The organism is Sphingobium sp. LMA1-1-1.1, assembly GCF_040676365.1.
In the GTDB taxonomy this organism is placed as follows: Bacteria; Pseudomonadota; Alphaproteobacteria; order Sphingomonadales; family Sphingomonadaceae; genus Sphingobium.
Genome location: NZ_JBEGHS010000008.1, coordinates 1 through 21593, shown reverse-complemented (window position 1 = coordinate 21593; position 21593 = coordinate 1). Strand labels below are relative to the sequence as shown.

General features: G+C 61.1%; 19 protein-coding genes. 5 read left to right on the top strand and 14 right to left on the bottom strand.

What is annotated here, in order from left to right; translation table 11 throughout:
• Positions 1–158, top strand: a 158-nt coding sequence (locus MRBLMA1_RS07415; protein ID WP_363735877.1) for an oxidoreductase C-terminal domain-containing protein, incomplete at its 5' end; no start/stop codon positions are given.
• Between the two features lie 176 nt (positions 159–334).
• Here MRBLMA1_RS07415 and MRBLMA1_RS07410 read toward each other — a convergent pair.
• From MRBLMA1_RS07410 to MRBLMA1_RS07395, 4 genes are all read right to left on the bottom strand, one after another.
• Positions 335–763 (bottom strand): GlcG/HbpS family heme-binding protein, encoded by a 429-nt coding sequence (locus tag MRBLMA1_RS07410; protein WP_363735876.1) that lies wholly within the window; start codon positions 761–763, stop codon positions 335–337.
• A gap of 118 nt (positions 764–881) precedes the next feature.
• On the bottom strand, positions 882–2330 hold the full coding sequence (locus MRBLMA1_RS07405; RefSeq protein ID WP_363735875.1) for an NAD-dependent succinate-semialdehyde dehydrogenase: 1449 nt from the start codon (positions 2328–2330) through the stop codon (positions 882–884).
• A 13-nt stretch (positions 2331–2343) separates the two neighbouring features.
• Positions 2344–3627, bottom strand: coding sequence for a pyruvate dehydrogenase complex dihydrolipoamide acetyltransferase (locus MRBLMA1_RS07400; protein WP_363735874.1), 1284 nt, complete (start codon positions 3625–3627; stop codon positions 2344–2346).
• 17 nt (positions 3628–3644) lie between these two features.
• Positions 3645–5834, bottom strand: coding sequence for an alpha-ketoacid dehydrogenase subunit alpha/beta (locus MRBLMA1_RS07395; RefSeq protein WP_363735873.1), 2190 nt, complete (start codon positions 5832–5834; stop codon positions 3645–3647).
• 147 nt (positions 5835–5981) lie between these two features.
• Here MRBLMA1_RS07395 and MRBLMA1_RS07390 point away from each other — a divergent pair, with 147 nt between their 5' ends.
• Positions 5982–6524, top strand: a complete 543-nt coding sequence (locus MRBLMA1_RS07390; protein WP_363735872.1) for a VOC family protein — start codon at positions 5982–5984, stop codon at positions 6522–6524.
• 3 nt (positions 6525–6527) lie between these two features.
• Positions 6528–7253, top strand: a complete 726-nt coding sequence (locus MRBLMA1_RS07385; protein WP_363735871.1) for a GntR family transcriptional regulator — start codon at positions 6528–6530, stop codon at positions 7251–7253.
• A 126-nt stretch (positions 7254–7379) separates the two neighbouring features.
• Here the strand turns inward: MRBLMA1_RS07385 and MRBLMA1_RS07380 are convergent, their stop codons facing one another.
• From MRBLMA1_RS07380 to MRBLMA1_RS07335, 10 genes are all read right to left on the bottom strand, one after another.
• Positions 7380–8150: a cyclase family protein gene (locus tag MRBLMA1_RS07380; protein WP_133654761.1), complete on the bottom strand. Its 771-nt coding sequence runs from the start codon at positions 8148–8150 to the stop codon at positions 7380–7382.
• A gap of 59 nt (positions 8151–8209) precedes the next feature.
• Positions 8210–9706, bottom strand: coding sequence for a purine-cytosine permease family protein (locus MRBLMA1_RS07375; RefSeq protein WP_363735870.1), 1497 nt, complete (start codon positions 9704–9706; stop codon positions 8210–8212).
• Positions 9707–9829: 123 nt separating this feature from the next.
• Positions 9830–11011 (bottom strand): cytochrome P450, encoded by a 1182-nt coding sequence (locus MRBLMA1_RS07370; protein ID WP_363735869.1) that lies wholly within the window; start codon positions 11009–11011, stop codon positions 9830–9832.
• Between the two features lie 140 nt (positions 11012–11151).
• On the bottom strand, positions 11152–11532 hold the full coding sequence (locus MRBLMA1_RS07365; protein ID WP_363735868.1) for a DoxX family membrane protein: 381 nt from the start codon (positions 11530–11532) through the stop codon (positions 11152–11154).
• 110 nt (positions 11533–11642) lie between these two features.
• Positions 11643–12035: a RidA family protein gene (locus MRBLMA1_RS07360; RefSeq protein WP_133654757.1), complete on the bottom strand. Its 393-nt coding sequence runs from the start codon at positions 12033–12035 to the stop codon at positions 11643–11645.
• A 69-nt stretch (positions 12036–12104) separates the two neighbouring features.
• The gene (locus MRBLMA1_RS07355; protein WP_363735867.1) at positions 12105–13298 is read right to left on the bottom strand and encodes a cytochrome P450; all 1194 of its coding nucleotides are present in this window, start codon (positions 13296–13298) and stop codon (positions 12105–12107) included.
• 104 nt (positions 13299–13402) lie between these two features.
• Positions 13403–14332, bottom strand: a complete 930-nt coding sequence (locus tag MRBLMA1_RS07350) for an N-acyl homoserine lactonase family protein (RefSeq protein ID WP_363735866.1) — start codon at positions 14330–14332, stop codon at positions 13403–13405.
• A gap of 132 nt (positions 14333–14464) precedes the next feature.
• Positions 14465–15721 (bottom strand): MFS transporter, encoded by a 1257-nt coding sequence (locus MRBLMA1_RS07345; protein ID WP_363735865.1) that lies wholly within the window; start codon positions 15719–15721, stop codon positions 14465–14467.
• 130 nt (positions 15722–15851) lie between these two features.
• Positions 15852–18317, bottom strand: a complete 2466-nt coding sequence (locus tag MRBLMA1_RS07340; protein ID WP_363735864.1) for a TonB-dependent receptor — start codon at positions 18315–18317, stop codon at positions 15852–15854.
• A gap of 130 nt (positions 18318–18447) precedes the next feature.
• Positions 18448–19701, bottom strand: coding sequence for a M24 family metallopeptidase (locus tag MRBLMA1_RS07335; protein WP_363735863.1), 1254 nt, complete (start codon positions 19699–19701; stop codon positions 18448–18450).
• Positions 19702–20073: 372 nt separating this feature from the next.
• Here MRBLMA1_RS07335 and MRBLMA1_RS07330 point away from each other — a divergent pair, with 372 nt between their 5' ends.
• Both MRBLMA1_RS07330 and MRBLMA1_RS07325 read left to right on the top strand, forming a co-directional pair.
• Positions 20074–20541, top strand: coding sequence for a DoxX family protein (locus MRBLMA1_RS07330; RefSeq protein WP_363735862.1), 468 nt, complete (start codon positions 20074–20076; stop codon positions 20539–20541).
• A gap of 31 nt (positions 20542–20572) precedes the next feature.
• A complete protein-coding gene (locus MRBLMA1_RS07325; RefSeq protein ID WP_133654750.1) occupies positions 20573–21454 on the top strand; it encodes an NAD(P)-dependent oxidoreductase in 882 nt (293 codons plus the stop codon).
• Positions 21455–21593: the final 139 nt, after the last annotated feature.

Here is a 21593-nt window from a genome sequence, read left to right as displayed (position 1 = left end):
ATCTCAAGTCCGGCAGGCTCATCGCGCTCGACTGCGTCAATGCGGTCAAGGATTATGTCCAGGGCCGAGCCCATGTCATTTCCGGCGCACTGCTCGACCAGGCACAGCTCGCCGACCCCGGCGTCCCACTCAAAGAAGTGGGCGAATATTCGGCCTGAACCATTTCCCGATCAGCGGCAGGTGTCGGTCGCCCGGAATCAATCTGGAGCGGGGTCGGTCTGATTAAATCAGATCGACCCCGCTCCAACAAAGCGGTTCTACCACATAGCTGCCGGGCGACAGCAGAAGCATGGGCAGTTTGGCGGCAGTCCTGTGGACTGCCGCGTGGCTAGTATCAGCCCTGTGCGACCAGACCGGCCGCTGCAATACCCGCGAGTGCAGCCGCCTCGTCATTGTCGGACGTGTCGCCGGTGATGCCGACGGCGCCCACGATCTTGCCGGCAGCATCCTTGACGATGACGCCGCCCGCCGCCGGAATGATGCCTGCCGCTGCAATGGGGCCCAGCGAAGCGACAAAGCTCGGACGCTCAGCAGCCATGTCAGCGATTGCCCGCGAGTTGATGCCAAGCGCGAGCGCACCCGAAGCCTTGCCGGTAGCGATCTGCGGACGCAGCGTCGAAGCGCCATCGGCACGCTGGAAGGCGATCAGATGACCGCCCGGGCACAGCACCGCGATCGACAGCGGCTTGAGGTTCAGCTCCTTGCCCTTGGCAAAGGCAGCGGCGATGATGATATTCGCCTGATCAAGGGTGATCACACTCATGAGTAACTCCTGTTGAAATGGGGTACCGGGGATCGGGCGGCTGGTTGTCCGGTCAACCGGTTCGGATCGCAGCGCAGCTTAGTTCCGGCCGACGTCTTCACCGAATGACAGGGCAGGACTAGATGCCGGCCATGCACAGATATTTGAGTTCGAGATAGTCCGCGATCCCGTGCGATGAACCCTCTCGCCCGACGCCGGACTGCTTGATTCCGCCGAACGGCGCCACCTCGTTCGAAATCAGGCCGGTGTTGATGCCGACCATCCCGCATTCAAGCGCTTCGGCGACGCGCCACACCCGACCAAGGTCGCGACTGTAAAAATAGCCGGCCAGTCCGAACTCGCTGGCGTTGGCCAACTGGACAGCCTCATCCTCCTTATCGAACAGGAAGATGGAGGCGACAGGTCCGAAGGTTTCCTCATGCGCCACAAGCATCTCGGTGGAACAGCCCGCCAGCACGGTCGGCTCGAAGAAGCTTCCGCCCAGCGCGTGCCTCTTGCCGCCCACGACCAGCCTGGCGCCCTTCGCCACCGCATCGGCGACATGCTCTTCGACCTTGACGACTGCAGCGTTGTCGATCAGCGGACCTTGCGTCACGCCTTCATCGGTTCCGCGGCCAACGCGCAAGCCCGTGACAGCCTTGGCCAGCTTCTCGATGAATGCGTCGGCCACCGCTCGCTGCACATAGATGCGATTGACGCAGACGCAGGTCTGGCCGCTGTTCCGGTATTTCGACACCATAGCGCCCTCGACCGCCGCATCGATGTCCGCGTCATCGAACACGATGAAAGGCGCGTTGCCGCCCAGTTCCATCGACATCTTCTTCACCGTCGCGGCACTTTGCTCCATCAACAGGCGGCCGACCTCGGTCGATCCCGTGAAGCTTATCTTGCGTACGGTCGGGTTGGACGTCAGTTCGCCGCCAATCTCGCGCGACCGCCCGGTCACGACATTGAGAACGCCGTCGGGCACGCCGCTGCGCTCGGCCAGGGCAGCCAGGGCCAGAGCCGTCAGCGGCGTCTGCATGGCGGGCTTCAACACCATGGTGCATCCAGCGGCGAGCGCCGGCCCCGCCTTGCGCGTGATCATCGCAGCCGGGAAATTCCATGGCGTGATCGCAGCCGTGACACCGACCGGCTGCTGGATCACCACGATCCGCGCGTCCGTGCGTGGGCTGGGGATCACCTCGCCATAGGTGCGCTTGGCTTCTTCCGCGAACCATTCGATGAAGCTGGCGGCGTAGATTATCTCACCGCGTGCTTCGGCAATCGGCTTGCCCTGCTCGCTGCTCAGGATCAGCGCCAGATCGTCGGCGGCATCAAGTATCGCCTGATACCAGCGCCGCAGAATCTGCGAACGCTGTGCCGCAGTCCGTTCCCGCCAGCCGGGAAGCGCAGCCTCTGCGGCCTCGATGGCCTGCCGTGTCTCATCCGCGCCATAGTTCGGCACAGCGGCAATTTTCGCGCCGCTGGCCGGGTCGGTCACGTCGATTTCGGGTGAACCGATCCATGCACCACCGATCAAGCACTGATCTTTCAGGAGGGACGGATCCCTTAAAGGCAAAGTCATGGAAAACCTCCTATCAGAGCATCAGGCGCAAGGGCTGCTCGATGAGCGCCTTGAACGCGGCCAGGTATCGCGCACCAACAGCGCCATCGACGGCCCTGTGATCGACGGACAATGTGCAGGACATGACGGTCGCCGGCACGCAGGCGTCGCCCCGGACGACCGGCCGGCGCTCGGCAGCCCCCACTGCCAGAATGCAGCTTTGCGGCGGATTGATGATCGCGGAAAAAGCCTTCACGCCGAACATGCCGAGATTGGAAATCGTGAAGCTTCCGCCCTGATATTCCGCAGGCTGAAGGAGGCTGTCGCGGGCGCGCGCCGCCAGTGCCTTTACCTCTGCCGAGATGCTGGCGAGTCCGGCGCGATCGGCCTGTTTGACGATCGGCGTGATCAAGCCGCCATCGGTCGCAACCGCGACAGAGACGTCGACATTGTGGAACTGAAGGATCGCATCGTCGGTCCAGGCCGTATTCGCCTCCGGGACCTGACGCAGCGCCAGCGCGGCAGCCTTGATCACGAAATCGTTGACCGAAAGCTTGTACTGCCCCTCGCCTTGCGAATTGAGCGTTTCCCGCAGATCGAGAAGCGCATCGATCTCGCAATCCGCCTCCAGGTAGAAATGCGGGATCGTTGATTTCGCTTCGGTCAGCCGGCGAGCAATCACCTTCCTGATGTTGGTCAGTGGTATTTCGTCATGAGGCTGGTCGACCGGTGCCGCCGGGCGTGCCCGTGTCGGGCTCGACGACGGCGCCACGTCAGCCGCGGATGCGCGGGCCGGCTCCGGACGCGCTGCGGCTGCGGCCTCTATGTCCACCCGCACGACGCGACCCCGCGGCCCGCTGCCTTTCAGGCTTTCAATCTCCACGCCCTTTTCCTGGGCAAGCCGGCGGGCGAGCGGGGAAGCGGGACTGCGACGATGCGCCAGCCCATCCGTGGACGATCCTGCTGCGGCAGACACCTGCTTCGCGACAGAAGCCGGTTGGGCGGGTGCCTGTTGAGCAGGGGCCTTTTCGTCCCCGGCGACCTCTACCGCGTCGGCGCCGAGATCGTCCGCCTGTTCACCCTCGGCGAGCAGCAGGGCGATGGGTGCGTTGAGAGCAACCGTCGCTCCCTCGGCGGCAACGAGCCTGCCAATCGTACCGGCCCGCTCCGCCTCCAGTTCCATGGTCGCCTTGTCGGTTTCGATTTCGGCGATGACTTCACCGACGGCAACCGCATCCCCAACGGATTTCAGCCAGCGCGCGATGGTCGCTTCTTCCATGCCGGCGGACAAGGCCGGCATCACGATCGTATGTGGCATTGCTATTCCTCGCGCGTTCAGGCCAGGGGCCGGCCCTGGCCGGCCATTGCCAGGCGCAGCCCAGCCTCGATATCTTCCGGTCCGGCAAAGGCCGCGGATTCCAGCACCTTGGAAATGCTGGGCGACGCTTCGCTCCCGTGCACGCGCTGGACCGGCTGGTCGAGCATGTCGAAGCAGCGGTTCTGGATTTCAGCGGCCAGCCAGCCGCCATAGGAGGTGCCGTTCGCGCCCTGCTCCACGATCAGGACGTTGCCCGTCTTGTCGATCGACTGCTCGATCAGGGCCCAGTCGACCCCAGCCCGGTCCAGACTCCGCAGGTCGATCACATCGGCATCGATGCCCAGCTTCTCCACCGCCTCCAGCACTGGCCGCACCATCGCCAGATAGGTCAGGACGGTCAGATGCTGACCCGTGCGCACCCGCTTCGCCTTGCCCAGCGGGATGAAATAGTCGAGGTCGCCCACCGGCGCGGGGCCCTTGCTGTTGTACAGGTCGACATGCTCGAGCACCAGCACCGGATCCTTGCACCGCAGCGCGCTGTTCATCAGGCCCACATAATCATAAGGCGTGGAGGCGGCGACGATCCGCCAGCCCGGCGCCGTGGCGAAGATGCCGGCTGGATCCATCGAATGCTGCGACCCGTAGCCGGTGCCCATGGCAACCTTGGTGCGGAGCACGAGGGGCACTTCGCCGTCCCCGCCGAACATGTGGCGCGCCTTGCCGATCTGGTTGAACACCTGGTCAGCGGCCACCCACATGAAATCGGGATACATGAATTCGACCACGGGCACGAAGCGGCCGTCCATCGCGATCCCGCCCGCCAGGCCGACAAAGGCGTTCTCGGCGATCGGCGTGCCCAGAACCCGATCAGGGAAACTGCTGGACAATCCGCGGGTGGCGCCATTCGTGCCGCCCTTCAGGCGGTGCACGTCCTCACCCATGACGACGATGCCGTCATCCTCCCGCATGCGCCGTTCCATCACGTCGGCAACAACGTCGACGAAGCGGCTCTCGGTGATCTCGCCGGTAAACTCCTCCTGCTCCACATAGCGGACATCCCGCAGTTCGGACAGGTCGCCGCGCACCCCGAAGTCGCGGAAATCGGGAGAAGGCCACAGCGACGGGACAATGCGCCGCTTGCCTTCATGCTGTTCGACCAGCTCGGCTGCCGTCTCTTCCATCAGCGCCGCGGCGCGCGCCCTCAGCGAAGCAACCTGCTCATCGCCGATCAGCTGGCGAGCCGCCATTTCCGCCGCGACCCGATCAATGGGATCGCGCGCGCGCCAGGCCTTTTCCTCATCCTTGCTCCGATATCCGAAGGCGCTGCCGGGCAGTGGCCCATTCTGGTGAAAATAGCGATAGACGTCGACTTCGATGATGGTCGGACCTTCGCCCGCGCGCATCGCCTTCACCGCCGCTTCGGACGCCAGATATACAGCGAGCGGATCCATGCCATCGACTTTCCAGGCGGGGATGCCGAAAGCCAGCCCACGCGAGGACAGCCTCGGCTCAGCGGTCGCCTCCTCCACCGTGGTCGATACTGCATAGCGGTTGTTTTCGATGAAGAAACACAGCGGCAGCTTCCACGCCGCCGCCAGGTTCATCGTTTCCAGCACGGACCCGATGTTGACCGCGCCGTCGCCGAAATAGGTGAAGGCCACATCACCGGTGCCAGCGCGCTTGTGCGCCCAGGCGGCACCCGCCGCTCCCGGAACGCCGCCACCGACAATCGCATTGGTGCCCAGATTGCCTGATTCCGCCCAGCGCAGGTGCATGGAGCCGCCCCGGCCCTTGCAATAGCCACGCGCCAGCCCGAGGATTTCGGACATCGTGCGATCAGCGATCGTCCTGACGTCATCGCCGAACGGAGCCGCGGATTCCAGTCCCTGCGGCGCGACATACTGCAGCGCTTTCGCCAGGAACTGGTGGTGCGCGCGATGCGAACCGTTGATCTGGTCGGAACCGCGCATGGCAAGCACCGATCCGACGGCGCCCCCTTCCTGCCCGATCGCAGAATGGGCGGGGCCGTGAACAAGACCCTGCCCCGCCAGTTCCAGCACCTTCTCCTCGAACGCGCGGATCAGCACCATCGACGTCAACATCGAGTCGAGCAGCTTGGGATCAGCGGCTGCCCACGCGGCGGAATTGGTCGCCAGCGACACCCATGGAGTGCTCGGCTGCAAAGGCTCAGTGATGATTGCGTTCACGGTGTATCCTATCCGGTCATCTTGCGCCGCCGAACAACCATGATGGCGGGGAAATGTCAATGATTGGATCCGATCTTGGCATTTTTTCTTGACTGATCCATCGATTTTGCACAATTTTCCATGAATAGAATCCAATTGGAGACATTCATGGAACATCGCGGCGGGCTTCCGGGGCTGAGGGGCGTGGAGCATATTGGGTTCACGGTTCCGGACCTTGAAGAGGCCACGCGCTTCTTCGTCGACGTGATCGGATGCGAATATTTCTATTCGCTCGGACCGATCGAGGATGCCGAGGGCGATTGGATGGTCCGTCACCTCAATGTTCCCGCCCGCACCCGCGTGCGCGAGTTGCGCTTCTTCCGATGCGGCTTTGGCCCCAATTTCGAGATTTTCGAATATGGCGGGGACGGCCGGAACGCGGTGCCGCCCCGCAATTGCGATGTCGGCGGCCATCATCTCGCCTTCTACGTCGATGACTTCGATCTCGCGCTGGCGCATCTGAAGCGGCACGAGCTGCGCATTCTGGGCGAGCCGACCGTCCGCGCCACGGGGCCCAGCGGGGGGCAGACATGGGTCTATTTCCTCACGCCCTGGGATATGCAACTGGAGTTGGTGAGCTTTCCGGGAGGCAAGGGCTATGAGTCGACTACCACCCGACGGTTGTGGCACCCTGCCGATCCGGCCGCCTGAGGAGTGGAGACGATCGACAGGACAGCACCCGCGGAAACGAGCACGCATGAGACGTCGCTTACCACCGACCGCGTTACGGAAGGCATACGCGCGCTGATCCTCGCGGGTGAACTGCCCCCGGGCAGCCGTATCGGTCAGGAAGAGCTCGCCGCCCGCTTCTCGGTAAGCCGGATTCCCGTACGCGTTGCGCTCGGCCGGTTGGAGAGTGACGGGCTCGTCGTGCTGAAACCGAGCAGCGGCGCCTGGGTGGCGAGGGTCGACCTGGCGGAATGCCTCGAAATCTACATGATCAGGGAACGGCTGGAGCCCCTGGCCTTGGCGCAATCAATCCCTAACATGACCGACGAACACATAGATCTGCTCGAGCGGCTGGTTGAAGACATGGCCGCATCAACGGACACCGAAACCTTCCTCAAACTGGATCGCATGTTTCATCTGGCGTCCTATGCGGACGCTGGAATGAAGCAGTTGCTCGCGATGATCGAGCGCTTCTGGAACACGACGCAGCACTATCGCCGCGCGTTCACCAGCCTGCTGGGTCGCGAACGCAACTGGATCATACATGCAGAACACAGGCTCATGGTCGATGCCATAAGGCGGCGTGACACGGAGGGTGCGGCGCATTTGCTGACGGAGCATATCCGTCGTACCCGGTGCGAACTGGCTCAGTGCGCGGATATGTTTCCCAATCCCGAATCGCCCCGCAAAAGACGTCGGAAAAGCGTATAGCGGCGACTTAACGATATTGGTGGAATGAAGTCTAATATCGGCTGAATCTGCCAGTTTTCACTGCTGCTTATGTCAATCCAGCCGGCGGCCGCCAGCAAGTTCTGACGGCCGCCGATATGGTACAACTCAGCGCTCGACCAGCGCCAGCACGCGGCAGGGGCTGCCCGAACCGTTCTTGATCTTGAGCGGCGGTGTGATCAGCATTGCCCCGGTAGGCGGCAGGAGGTGCAGGTTGTTCAGGCTCGACAGGCCGAACTTGTTGTTTCCATGCATGTTGTAGTGGCACGGCAGCGGTTCCGCAAAGGTGGAGGACTGCCCTGAGTCCGTGCCCACCGGCTCTGTTCCCACACCGATAACATCGCGCTCCTTCGCCAGGAACTTGGCAACCTCGGGATGGTTGCCCGGCCAGTGGCCGCCATCTTCACGGACGTTCAGAAATGCGTCGGTATAGTTGCGCGATGCCCAACCCGTGCGGATCAGTGCCCAGGATCCTGCGGGGATGCGGCCATGTTCGGCTTCCCACTTCTCGATGTCCTCGACGGTGGTGAGATAGTCTTCATGGACGCGATCGGTAATGTCGATGACGCAGGCGGGAGCGATGAACCGCTTCACGGGAATCGTGTCGACCGCACCATCCTCGTAATGCCGGCCGGAAATCCAGTGGACGGGCGCATCGAAGTGCGTGCCGGTATGCTCGCCGCAGCTGAAGTTGTTCCAGTACCAGTCCGGCCCACGCTCATCGAAGCGGGAAATCTCTTCCATGTGGAAAGGCCACTGCTGATGATTGGGCTCGGGAAGCGGAATGATCGGCGTGCGCTCCTCCAGCGTGTGCGTCAGGTCGACGACCTCGACGCTCCCCGCCGACAAAGCCTGGGCCAGTTGTTGCAAGATTGCCATCGTTAGTCTCCTTGGTAGGTCTATTGTCTCTGGAAATTCACCGACGCTTTCGACGCCGGTCAGCCTGTTTCGCCATCCGAAATCGCCACCGCGTCACCAAGCCGCCGGGGCGCCGCGCCAGGTTCAAGGACGGCCGCGGAAGAATGCGGAAGGCTCGGCTTCAGCACCGTGGTGCGCAGGATCGGATAGATGATCATCGACAGGAACAAGGTCATGACAGCCTCGATCGGCACGATCTTCGCGAGGACATAGTGCACAAGGCCGACCGAAGCGACCAGGGTCACGACACCGGCCCAGTTGATGTTCTCAGGCGTCTCTGGGACGATCGTCGATTCCTTCCCCAGCCACGCCTTGACGACATAATAGTCCGCCACGATGATGCCCGCGAAGGCCGTTACGATGACACCGAGGAACGTGACCCAGAGTTCGATCAGTTCGAGGAGATGCCCATAGAGCATGAGCAGCGCGATGATGTTGGCCAGAATGACGAAGGTCAGTCGCCCCATCCTCAGGTTCAACGCGTCGAACAGGTTCGAGAGCGAAAGAGACGCGCTATAATTGTTGAGAACCTGTGTCTTCCCCTGCGCCAGAACGAGTAGGATTGCCCCAAACGCGCCGCCCAGGACGACGAACGCAGCAACGATGCTGTCCGGATTTTGCAGAGACGCCTTCTGCGCCGCCTCTACCGTCATGCCGGTGTGGTTGACATAATAATCCACCAGCGCCGGCCCACCGGCATACATGATGATCCCGCCAACGCAGAGCATCAGCAGGACGGACAGCACGCCGAACGTCGTCGACACGCCGGCATCAACCGAGCGGCGCGCATATCTGGCAATATCCGCACCGAAAAGCGCCATGCCACAGGCGGCTCCGAACAGGACGTTGACGGCAAAGATGAATTTGCCCATCTCGCTGCCCGCCCCCATCTGCTGCAACGCGTCCGGGGAAAATTGCGATCCGAACGAGAGCAGTTCACCAACGGGCTGCTTGCCGCCGGACACCACCAGATAAGTGATATAGGCCAGCACAGCCAACGACAGTGTCAGCGTGACCGACGAAGCCTTGGCGATCAGTTTGAAGCCGTATGATGTCAGCAGGATCCAGGCCAGCGTCATAAGTCCGTAGATGACGATACGGGTCGTGACGGTGTCCGCAAGCTCGAAATAGAATATGAACCCGCGATACAGAAGGGCATTCTCAAGCGCGAGAAAGCCGATGATCATAAAAGAGAAAATGAGGGAAGCGACGACCGAGCCGCGACGACCGAAGGCGAAATAGCGCGAGAGCACTGTGCTGGAGAGGCCCGTACGATAGGCGACATGGGCGCTGGCCCAGCTCAGCGGGATGCACACGATCGCAACGATGACGCCGGCCAGAAGCGCGAGTTTGAAACCCGCGACAAATGTCACCAGCGCGCCGAAGAACAACTGCACCAGCGAAACCACCACGCCTGCCGTGTTCCATGACAGGGCCAACCATCCCTGACGGGCGTCGTCCGGCACGCGTTCAAGGGCGTGGTCCTCGATGGTTTCCGAAAGGCTTTCAGCGCTCACTGCAGAAGTCCCTTCGTCAGGTTGCTCACTTGCATCGAATACCCCTTCGCGGGCCAAGGTTGGTAAGAAACCTCGTCCGCCCGATCCACGGTAAGGCCGTGGATCGGGCCGACCGGTGGCAGTTTATTTCACCGCATGCGCGGTCAGCTTGAGCGATTTGTAACCGCGCAGGACGTTGTTCAAAATGCGCTCTGCATCGTGAAGCTCGAACCGCTCGACCCGGGGTATCAATGCCGAGAGTATCGCCGACATTTCCAGTCGGGCGAGGTTTGCGCCCATGCACATGTGAATGCCGTGGCCGAAGCCCACCTGCTCGGCGGCTCGGCGCGTGATATCGAACCGTTCCGGGTCTTCCCAATGCCGTTCATCGCGATTCGCGGATGCAAACAATATAAGGACCCGATCACCCTTGTTGAGCCGTTGATCTTCGACCGAAAAATCGTCCGTCAACACGCGGGTAAAGCCCTGCGCCGGCCCCTCGAGCCGCATGGCTTCGTTGATCGCGTTAGGGATCTGCGATGGGCTCGCGCGCAGCTTGTCCCACTGGTCGGGGTGCTGCGCGAACAGGGCGATCATGCTGCCCGTTGCAAGAATGGTCGTGTCGAGGCTCGGGCCGAGATAATCGCCCATGACCGGCCCGACCTGCTCGGGGCGGAGCTCACCAGCCTCTGCCGCTTCGTACAGCTTGGCAACCCAGCTGCCAGGTTTCACGCGATCGGCGGTGCAACTGCGTGCATAGGTCACCATCTCTTCCATGATCGGAAACGCGGCCTCGGTTCGCTCAACGCCCCTTGGGCCAAAGGAGTTGAACACCGCGCTCGCCCATATGAGCATCCGTTCACGCCCTTCCTCGGGCAGACCGACCAGTTCAGAGACCACTGTAACGGGCAGAAATGGCGCGAGTTCGGCCGCGGCATCGAAATCACCCTTCGCAACCAGGCTCTCGACCAGCTCTTCCGCGAGGCTGTAAAGGCGCTGGCGGAGCTCGGCCAATCGGGCGGGCGCGAGCGGTCGACTGACAATCGAACGCAGTTCGCTATGGTAAGGGGCATCCGTGAAGAGCGTGCTGCCCATGATCGCCTTGTTCATCAGGTCGTTCATCGCAACGCCGCTTCCGGAGGAAAACAGCATATTGTTCTTCAGGGCTCCCTGCACGTCCGCAAACCGCGACATGACGTAGAGGTCATATTTGGGAAGACGCACGATCGGCGCGGTGTCCCGGAAAATTCGATAGTTCTCGAACGGATTGGCCAGCGCCTCCGGTGCGAAAACATCGACGTCCACGTCAGGAATATTGACTGCCATATCGGTACTCCGGGATTTATTTCAGATTGACAGCGGCTTCTCCGCAGCGGCGATGGGCGTCGTCGCGAACGGGCCTGCACCACTTGACTGCGCGCTCGGTTGCCTCAGCACCTGAGCGGGGTGTTCGATGTGCCTACACCTTACGCCTGACTGTGAAGCCCGACGATGATGCAGCACAAACCCCAGAACATGTGAAACTCGCAACCACCCAGGTTCCAGACCCAACGTCCCTTGGAGACTTTGAACGCTGCCAACCCCGCGCAGATCATGAAGATGCCGCCCAGCCACGCTGCGTAGAATACGTAGATTCCCAGTACCAAACCGAGCAGTACGAGCGTCTGAACAATCAGCGCAGTCCGCACAAAAAGCCACGCGGGTTTGAGCCCAGCGGCCTCGAAAAAGCCGAAGACGGCATCCTTGGCAGTAAACTGTGCAAGGATGTGGGGAATAAACAGGAGACCACAGATAATGCGAAGTTGAACTATAGCGTCAGTGAGATCCGGAAAAACGATGGCGTTCACAATACCCTCCCAGTGTACCGCCTCAAATTCGCAACATTGAGGCCTTCCCCGCTCGAAATGCCTGCATTTGCCCCTGGCCAGTGTTGCGGCCAGGGGCAAATGCGAAGCGATCAGTCGACCTTTGCCGCGATGGCTTCCATCTCGACGACCCAGTTGGGATTGGCGAGCGCCGACACTACAACCCAGGTCGAGGTCGGCAGGTAACCTTCAGGCAGATACTTCTTCCGGTGCGGCGCCAGGAAGCGGATAGCGCTTGCATCGGTCGAATAGACGTTGAGGTGAACCAGGTTTTCCGGACCCATGTTCGCTTCGGCGAGAATGGCCAGAACGTTCTTCCAGATTTCCTCGTGCTGCGCCTCGAAGCCCTCAGCCAGCGTTCCATCGGGCCGGATGCCCGCCTGTCCAGCGATCGACAGGATGCGCGCACCGGCCGGAATCTCGACCGAATGGCTATATGCCCCCACCGGGTTGGCGATCGACTGGGGATTTCTAACTACAAACATGATATCCGTCCTTTATAAATTGAAGGGTTTGGGATTGAAGATCGGTTTCAACTGCGGTGCAGTCGTCCTCTAACCACCTGACAACGGGACCAAGCGGAGCGAAAGCTTCTCGAAACCGCGCAGGATGGCGTTGTCGGCCCGCTTGGCATCTATCAGTTCGATCGCCCTAACCTTGCCGACGAGCGCCGTGAGCATCGCGGTGATTTCCATCAACGCCAGGTTCATACCCACGCACCGGTGCGCCGAATGCCCGAAGCCGATGTGATCCGTACTGTCGCGTTCGATCTGGAAACGGTCCGGATTCTCGAAGCGACGGGGATCGCGATTGGCCGAGGCATAGATGACGAATATGCGCGAACCGGCCTTGATCGGGGTGCCGTCGATCTCCGTGTCCTCCGTTGCCACGCGCGAGAAGAACTGTACCGGGCTCTCGAGCCTGATGGCTTCGTGAATGGCGCGCGGAATAAGACTGGTGCGGGACCGCAGCAGCTCCCACTGGTCCGGGTTGTTTGCCAGCAGCCACAGCAGGTTAGACATCGCGAAGATCGTCGTGTCGAGCGATGGCATGAGATAACCCTGCAGCATGCTGAGAAACTGCTCGTAGTCGATCTCGCCGCTCACCGATGCCTCGTGCAGCTGGGCGGACCAGCTGCCGGGCCGCAGCCTGCCAGGCAGGCTGGGGTCCGCGATATAGCCCATCATCTCGCCGATCGTGGCCAGCGCCGGAGCCGTGCCGGGCATGATATCGGGGGCCATGCCATTGAAACTGGCGGCAGCCCAGGGAAGCATGCGGTCGGTGGCATCGTCAGGCATCCCGACCAACTCGGTAACTACCGAGAGCGGCAGGTGACAGGAGATCTGGGACACCGCCTCTACCTCGCTACCGTTTGCCAGGATGCGCTCGACCTGCCGTGCGCTGAGCTCGGAGAGCATGTCGCGCATCGGGGCGAGCCGCGCCGGCGTCAACGGGCGGCCGAGGATCGCGCGCAGGCGGGTGTGCTCCGGCGGGTCGGTGCCGACGATCGACCCCGCCATCGCTGCATTCATCGCGGCATTTTGCACAACGCCTTGCGCAGACGAGAAAACCCGCTGATCGGCGAGGACCCGGCGCACGTCGGCGAAGCGGCTGACCGCGTAGAGATCGAGCGTTCGCAGGTGCACGACAGGGCCCATCTCCCGCAGTTCTTCGTAGAACGCGTAGGGCTCTAGCCGCCGTTCAAGCTCGAACGGATTGACATCCGAAATGGGGATCGAAGCCACCATAGTCTTAGTCCTCAAAACAGTTTGACATTCATCATGCAGTGCATTCCGGTTTGCGCGCTGTTCGGTCTTCCCGGATTCGACAGCATGAACGGGCGATCGGCTCCTCAGGTGTGAATGATTTTCTGGGCAGATACGTCAGGCCGCCTTGTGGTGTCGTCCTGACGCAGGTTGACCTCCGCGATCGGATTCCCACTCGGTGCCACCCATGAATTATGGCGATCCCACACCTTGGGATCGTGCCCAGGAATGACCCGGTCGATCTTCTGCTTCAACGTCTCCCGAATCTGGCGGAAGACGCTCAACTGGTTCATCACGTTGCCCTGATGATAGCCCGAAGGCCACATGCTCTCGATGTTCGAATACCAGTAGACAACGTCGCCAACGACGGCGAACGGGCCGTTGCGGGTCTGCACCTCGAACCATTGGCTGCCGAAGGTGTGGCTATCCTTGGCCAGCCGCGCCGTGATACCCGGCAGAACCTCCTCGTCACCGCGAATGAAACGCACGCGCCCCTCGGCTACGCCCTGTGCGGCGCGGATCAGATCCTGGGGATCGAACGACGAAAAGATGAAAGCCTTTTCCTCTTCGGTCTCATACTGGTGCGCGGAGCACACAATGTCCGACCAGCCGAGATATTCGTCGATCTGGATGTACAGCTTGGCATTGGGAAACGCCTCGAAATTTCCAATGTGATCGAAATGCATGTGGGTAACCAGGATCACTTCGACATCTTCGGGCGTGAAACCGACGCGGGCCAGCACGTCACGCGGCTCCTCCCAGCTGGCAAACCCGTATTTCGCCGCCCAATGGTCATTGCGAAAACCGCAATCGACCAAGGCGACGTGCTGTTTGCCACCGACTTCGCCACCGACCAGCAATGTGTAGATCATTGGCACGCGAATTGTGCCCATATTGCTGAACTTGATGGAGCCACCAAAGAAATCTTGCGGCATTTCCGACTGGCAATATGCCAAAGGCCAGATCGAGTAATCGGTATCAAGCCGCGGCCCGAGACCAATGATTGGGGTACTCATTGCACAAAACTCCAGGATATTCTGTCGAGCGAATAGTTATAAACCCATCTTGGCGAAGACGCTGGCCCAATCTGCCCGGCGCATGTGCGAGGTCGGGCCAAACGCCTCCTCGAGCAAACATGGCGGGCAAGGTCAGCCATCTGCGATTGCTTCCTCGCTCCACCGTGGACTTTTCTGGCGCTTGCGCGGTGCGGTTTCGACCAGGCCGCACATCAGGACAGCACCAAGCATCAGCCCACCGAGCGCCAGATAGAGCATATACTGGATCCCGAAGGTTCCGATGATATAGCCGGCGAGAAGCAGCGCCACGCCGCCTCCGAAGATCTCCCCGACACCGATGATCAACCCCGAAGCAGTAGAGAGCATCCCCGGGAGAGCGGACTCCGCAGCCACTGGCCCGGTGAGCAGAGAAAGAACCCCGAAGCTAAAAGCAGTCGCTCCGAACAGCGAGGCAAACAGGTAGCCTGGCTGTGCACCCAGCGAGATGAAGCAATAGGTGAATGCAGCGCCACCCGTGAAGCCGAGGATCGCCATCACCCGGCGGCCAAAGATGTCCGACAAGGCCGGGAGCATCCAAAGGCCGACAAATCCGCCAAAACCGATGGCCGAGGTCACAAGCCCCACCTGCATCGACGGCAACTTCAAATATTCGGCCAGATAGATTGGCACATTCGCGCTGACCACGAAAATGCCACACATCGCGCAGAGCAAACCGACCATTGCAAGGCGGATGTTACGCACCATGAGGACCTCGCGGATCGATGTCGGCGGTGCGGGCGTGCCAATGGTCTTCTGGTTCTGGCCGGGTTCCCTGATAACCTTCCACAACAGAATCGTGAGAATGATGCCAGGCAGTCCGACAATGGCAAAAACCCCACGCCACGACGTGAAGCCGAGCAGCCAGGTCGCGAGAATGGGACCAATCCCCAATCCGAACAAGGCGAACATGCTCTGCTGCAGGCCTTGATTGAACCCTATGCGGGAGGGCCTGGATGCTTCCGCAGTCGCCGCGAAGCTCACCGGACAAAAGGCACCTTCCGACACGCCCATCAGACCGCGGATCAAAAGCAGACTGGTGAAGCCGCCGGCCAGACCACTGAACGCAGAAGCGAGCGAGAAGATAAGAAGAGCCGGCAGCATGACCTTGCGACGACCGATCCGGTCCGAGAGGTTGCCCATGGCAACTGCGGCCACGCCCCAGGTCGTGCCCAGGATGGCGATGAGGACATTGATGAGCGGCAGGCTGATCCCAAGGTCCCGCATGATGGCGGGCGCCAGCGGAGCGATGATCCAGCGGTCCAGCCCCACAAGGCCGAATCCGAGGCTCAGCAACGCCACGGCCTTCCACTCGTAACCCGGATCGTAATCGCTGGCCGGATAACCTCCCATCACCGCCTCCTTCTAGTGCCCGATCGCCTTATGTCCCGGCCGGTCGCCAGACCGGCCGGGACGCTCATCCATACTTTCATCGCGCTGTTTCTTCTTTTCCGGGCGCGAACCGTTTTCACGACTGATGCAATCAGAAGTTGTAGCGCGCGCCGAGCTGGAAGAAGCGGGGCGGCTTGTAGGAAACCTCGTTGCAACCGCAGAAAGTCGCCAGGTCGAAGCCCTGGACACCCTGGTGCACGTTGGTGAGGTTCCTGATGCGGAAGTTCAGTTCCCAGCTTTCGTTCGACCAGCCAAGACCGGCATTGACCATCACAGTCCTGCCAAACTTGTCCGCGTCGAAATTGCGGAGGTTGTAGAAGAAGGGATCGGTATAGCTGGCGTCGCCCTGAACCGACAGCTTGCCGCCAAGAGCTTCCCATTCATACCGGAGGATGGCGCTGCCCTGAAGCGGCGGCGCATAGTTGGGCTGGACGTCGCGACTGATCGGACCTCCGGCACGAAGCGGCACATCCTTCACCTTCGCATCGAAGTAGGACACGGCAAGCCCGACATCGAGGCCCCTGACCGGCGAGGTGAACAGGTTGGCTTCGCCACCGATCGTCCTCGCGTCGGCATTGATGACGATGCCGCCAACGCCGGAGAAGAGGAATGCCTGATAGTTCTTGTAATCATAATAGAACGCGGATGCGTTGAACCGCGTCTTGCCGTCCGGGAACGTATATTTGATGCCGCTCTCATAGTTGGTGAGAGTTTCCGCCTTGTAGGGAAGCGCGCTGGTGGGAACCGGCAGACCGCCCGGAACGGGAGCGTTGTAGCTGCCCGCCTTCACACCGCGGTTGATGCCTGCATAGAGGAGCAGATCCGGGTTGACCTGGAAGTCGAGCTGGACCTTGCCTGCCCAGAGCGTCTTCTTGGACTTGTCCGAATAACCGGTCGGCCCGTTCGGACCGAATATCGGGCCGATGACGATCGGTGTCCCGATCTGCGTCTCACGCGAGTCAGTGGTGCCCCATATTCCCTGGAAGAAGCTCATATCCTTCTGTTCGCGAATGATGCGCGCGCCGGTGATCAAGGTGAGTTGCGGGGCGATGTGCCAATCCAATTGGCCAAAGGCCGAGTAGGAATTAGTCTTCAGCGTCGCATCGGCGCCGACATCAAATGGCGCCCCCGGCACAACGCTGCCCACGGGGAATTTCAGTCCCGAACGCGAGTTCGCCTTGATGTGCAGATAATAGAGCCCCGCCGTCCAGTCGACGAGATCGGTCTTCCCTGACAGGCGGACTTCCTGGCTGAAGGTGGAAGCGCGAACGCCCTGATACACGCCGGACTGGTTGCCCGGTCCAGAATCCGTGTCCACGAAAGCGATCTTGTAGAAATGCTTGTAGTCGCTCACCGCCGCCAATTTGACGCTGTCGCTCAAGTCGAACTCGCCATTCAGGTTAACGCCCCAGGTCCTCACGCGCCCATGATCGCGGAAGGCAAAGTCGCTCGACGTGCGAGGGCCGCTGCCATCGGGATCCTTGTAGCCGAAGAAGTCGCCGCCGGGGACCGGACGGCCGAAGGGTGCGCCGAAGCTGCCGGTGTTGCCGGGGTCTGAACCGCCATCGGAACCGTCAGCCGCAATCGAAGCGCGCGTTTCGTTCGGGCCTGCATTCAAAACATTGACCAGTTCGCCGGCCGAATTGAATACGCCTATCGTTGGCTTCTGCTGATACGGCGCCGTTGCCATCCGGGTTCTCGCCGCATTGACGGACAGCAGCACGCGGGCGCTGTCATTGGGCTCGAACAAGGTGGTCATGCGTCCGGCCAGCGTATCGTCATCGCCCATATTGGCGCCGGCGCCCGGACCAGGCGAACCACCAACCGCGCCCGCCGGATATTCGTTGCGCAGCCAGGGCTGCGCCTTGTTCCACATGACGGCAAAGCGCGTCGCCAACGTGCTGCTGATGGGCAGGTTGATCGCAGCTTCACCATGGAACGCACCAGGCGTGCTCAGCGAGTCATAGAGCCCGTAATTGACGTCGACAAAGCCCTCGACCTTGTCCAGATTGGGCTTGCGCGTGATGTAGCGGACAAGGCCGCCGGTCGCGTTGCGGCCGAACAGCGTGCCCTGCGGCCCCTTCAGCACTTCGACGCGGTCGATATCGAACAGGGCGAAAGTCTGGCCCTGGCCGATCGCGATGTAACCATCGTCCAGATAAACCGCATTCGGCGCCTCGACGATATCGTTGAAGTCATTCTGGGTGACGCCGCGGATCGTGTACTGGCTGTTCTGGCCAGCAAGCGCGCCGCCGAGGTGCACGCCCGGCGTAAGTCCCGCCAGTTCGCGTGAATCGGTCACGTTGAGCGCGCGCAACTGTTCGCCGGAATAGGCGGTGATGGCGATACCCACCTTCTGGATGCTCTGCTCGCGACGCTGCGCCGTCACGATGATCTCGCCCGACAAGGCCGAGCCGCCCGTGTCCGCATGATCTTGAGCCGCTTGATCCTGCGCGGGGGCGGCGGCGGGCTCGTCCTGCGCCAATGCAGGGCTGGCGAGCGCACCAATTGCAACTGCGCAAAGTAGGCTTGTTCGGATTCTAAGATCTTTCCTCATTATTATTCCCCTTAAAGTTATAATAAGACCCAACTTCCCCCTGCGAGAACCGAACTTTTTGTTATTTATCAATCAAACCAAATATTCGTATCCGTTCATTATTTCTCATCAAGGTACTCAACATGGGAGACTAGAAAATCTCGCATCCCGGCAGGCCGCAGGAAATGAGTCGGTCCGACGGGAAGTTCGTAATGATTTCGCAACCGTCCTTGGTAACAACCACTTCTTCCTCGATGCGGGCAGCACCCGATCCGTCTTCGGCGCCGCACCAGGTTTCAAGCGCGAACACCATGCCTTCGCGCAGTGGCTGGTTCTGACCGCGATAGCGCTTGGAAATGATCGGCCGCTCCCACAGCGACAGGCCCACGCCGTGACCATATTGCAGGAGAAACGCCTCGGCCTCGTCGCGATAGCCGAATTCGGTGGCATCCGGCCAAACATCCGCAATCTCGTCAGGCGTGACACCCGGCCGGATCATGTCGATCGAGGCGCTGATCCATTTCGACGCCTTCTCATAGGCATCGATCTGATATTTGTTGGGCTCCCCGCAAATGAAGGTCCGGTAGTAACAGGTCCGGTAGCCGTTGAACGAATGCATGATGTCCAGGAACACCATGTCGCCCGGCTGGATCATGCGATCGGAAAATGTGTGCGAGTGCGGGCGGCCGCGTGGACCCGACACCGAATTGACGCATTCGACGCGCTCCGATCCCATGCGGAACAGACGGTCATTGGCGATCGCCACAAGTTCATTTTCGCGCGTGCCGGGCCGGATCGCCTTGGCGATGTCCACATAAGTGGCGTCGACCATCGACGCAGCCATCTTGAGCAATTCTATCTCGTCCGGCGTCTTGATTTCGCGGGCGTCCAGCAGTGCCTGCTGTCCGTCCACCACTTCGATACCCTCGGCCTCGAGCGCCCGGAGCATCGGAAGTTCCATGATGTCGATGCCGAGCGGCTGCTTTTCGATCCCGAAATGAACGAGCGCCTTCTTGATCTGCTTTGCGAAATCGCCCTGCACGTTCATCCACGGCGGAAGTCCGCCCTGCATGGTCGAGATCGGCGCGGCCACATTGTCCGCGATCCACGGCGACGACAGCCGCTTGGCGGGCGGCGCCGGATCCCAGAGAAACGGAGGTCCTTCGGCCGGACAAAGCGCATAGCGCATGAACTTGTCGCGCGCCCATTCGCCGATATGCGTACCCGTAACATAGCGGATATTGTCGAAATTGAAGCACAATACCGCACCAAGGCCCGCGTGACGTACCGCCTCCTGCGCCCGCTTCAATCTTGCCTTGAACAAGCGGTCGTAATCGATGCCGCGCTCCCAGTCTTTAGCCTGGGTGCCGAAGCTTGCGCCAGCATGTGGTCGATTATACTTCATTATCAGCTTTCCCTCTCGGACGCCTAAAGCGTAATTCCGACATGCGATCACATTAGATCGCCAATCCAATATTTCGCCAAATACTTCTAATTCGTGAGTTCATTAATTCTAAGGCAGAATCAGCGGACGATGATTGCGGACTGAGGCGACAGACATTCCTGACCCTCCAAGCCATTCCTGACTGCAGCCTTCGACTTCATGAACCTCCCTATGAGCTTGCCTTGGCCGGCGCCTTGATGCCGTCGTGAGTAATTTCGCACGAATGAAACTTACAGGCATTAAATTTCGTTAGTTTTGGCCTTTGAGCAAAGTTTGTCGATTTTTCTTGCGCTGTCAAGCGCCTCTCCATATTAAATTATGGCAACCCCGCCCTTGGACGCCGAAAAGCGAACAGAGTGGGATCGTGGCAGCATGATCTGGGCGGATAAAGGCGGGCCGGCGTGCCCAAAGGCAGTGGAGGAATGCGCCGTGGACAGCGCCTTCGACATGACGAATGGCTATGCCGTGCTGAGGGTCTTGTGCGGCGCCTTCTTCATCCCTCATGTGGTGGGGAAAATCACTGCGCGTCAGGCCTCGGTAGCCTTCTTCAAGCAGGCCGGCCTGAACCCGCCCCAGTTCTGGTCCTATGTGGCCATGGGACTCGAGATTGTACTGGCAGCCTGCCTGATGCTCGGCATCCTGCCGGTTTGCGCCGCTTATCTCGGGTGCGTTTACCTGCTTGTCGCCGCAGCCGCGAACTTCAAAGTTTCGCGCCGGTGGTTATGGCATATTGGCGGGAGCGAATGGCCAGTGTTCTGGGCGCTATGCTGTGCGGTTGTCGGTTATTACGGCTCGCATTGATGGACGGGCGCGGTGGACACGGAGTTTTGTAATGAAGGTAGTTTTCATAGGTCTTGGACGCATGGGGCAGGCGATGGCCCGGCGGCTGCTGGATGCGGGTCATGATCTTGTGGTGTGGAACCGCACGCCGGATCGGCTGCGCGAACTGCTTGACCTGGGTGCGACGCAGGCCGATTCGATCGCGCAGGCCGCCGCGCTTGGCGCGCCTGTCATCACCATGCTCGCCAATGACGAAGCCCTGGCACAGGTCGCCCAGGGCCCCGGCGGCCTGATCGAGAGCCTGCCGCCCGGCGGCCTGCACATCGCGATGGGAACCCACCGCAGCGACACGATCCGCAACCTGACCGCCGCGCATGCGAAGGCCGGCCAGATTCTCGTCGCAGCGCCCGTGCTGGGCCGGCCTACCGCCGTGGCGGCAGGGCAACTCGGCATCATCGCGGCTGGACCCGCCGACGCCGTCGCGCACGCGCAACCGCTGTTCGACGCCATCGGCAGGCGAACTTTCGCCGCCGGGTCCGATCCCGCCACCGCCTCGCTGCTCAAGCTCACCAACAATATGGTGCTGGCCTGCGCGATCGAGGTCATGGGCGAGGCGTTCAGCCTGGTCGAGAAGTCCGGAGCCGATCCCGAAGCGATGCGCGATATTCTGATCGAGGGTCTGTTTTCCGGTCCGGCCTATAGCGGCTATTCGCGCGCGATCCTGGATCGCAGCTGGGATAATGTCGGCTTCACCGCAACCCTTGCCCTCAAGGATGTCGATCTCGCCCTCGCCACGGGTGCTGCCAATGGCGTTCCCCTGCCCAGCGCCGAGGTCTGCCGCGAGCGACTGGTGCGCGCGATCGCCGATGGCGATGCCGAGCGGGACTGGATCGTCATGGCCCTCGCCCAGGCCCGCGCCAGCGGACTTGCCTGATTTTCAACCCACTCCTATCTGCTCAACCATCAAGAGAAAGCCTTCAACCCATGACCAGCACGCTCTTTTCGCCGATTTCCCTGCGCGATCTGACCCTTTCCAACCGGATCGTCGTGTCGCCGATGTGCCAGTATAACTC

Bases quoted from the DNA above. Each gene is read 5' to 3' on its own strand.
- MRBLMA1_RS07325 (WP_133654750.1), top strand. From the start codon at position 20,573: ATGAAGGTAGTTTTCATAGGTCTTGGACGCATGGGGCAGGCGATGGCC.
- MRBLMA1_RS07380 (WP_133654761.1), bottom strand. From the start codon at position 8,150: ATGGCAATCTTGCAACAACTGGCCCAGGCTTTGTCGGCGGGGAGCGTC.
- MRBLMA1_RS07405 (WP_363735875.1), bottom strand. From the start codon at position 2,330: ATGACTTTGCCTTTAAGGGATCCGTCCCTCCTGAAAGATCAGTGCTTG.
- MRBLMA1_RS07335 (WP_363735863.1), bottom strand. From the start codon at position 19,701: ATGAAGTATAATCGACCACATGCTGGCGCAAGCTTCGGCACCCAGGCT.
- MRBLMA1_RS07340 (WP_363735864.1), bottom strand. From the start codon at position 18,317: ATGAGGAAAGATCTTAGAATCCGAACAAGCCTACTTTGCGCAGTTGCA.
- MRBLMA1_RS07400 (WP_363735874.1), bottom strand. From the start codon at position 3,627: ATGCCACATACGATCGTGATGCCGGCCTTGTCCGCCGGCATGGAAGAA.
- MRBLMA1_RS07360 (WP_133654757.1), bottom strand. From the start codon at position 12,035: ATGTTTGTAGTTAGAAATCCCCAGTCGATCGCCAACCCGGTGGGGGCA.
- MRBLMA1_RS07370 (WP_363735869.1), bottom strand. From the start codon at position 11,011: ATGGCAGTCAATATTCCTGACGTGGACGTCGATGTTTTCGCACCGGAG.
- MRBLMA1_RS07345 (WP_363735865.1), bottom strand. From the start codon at position 15,721: ATGGGAGGTTATCCGGCCAGCGATTACGATCCGGGTTACGAGTGGAAG.
- MRBLMA1_RS07350 (WP_363735866.1), bottom strand. From the start codon at position 14,332: ATGAGTACCCCAATCATTGGTCTCGGGCCGCGGCTTGATACCGATTAC.
- MRBLMA1_RS07390 (WP_363735872.1), top strand. From the start codon at position 5,982: ATGGAACATCGCGGCGGGCTTCCGGGGCTGAGGGGCGTGGAGCATATT.
- MRBLMA1_RS07410 (WP_363735876.1), bottom strand. From the start codon at position 763: ATGAGTGTGATCACCCTTGATCAGGCGAATATCATCATCGCCGCTGCC.
- MRBLMA1_RS07355 (WP_363735867.1), bottom strand. From the start codon at position 13,298: ATGGTGGCTTCGATCCCCATTTCGGATGTCAATCCGTTCGAGCTTGAA.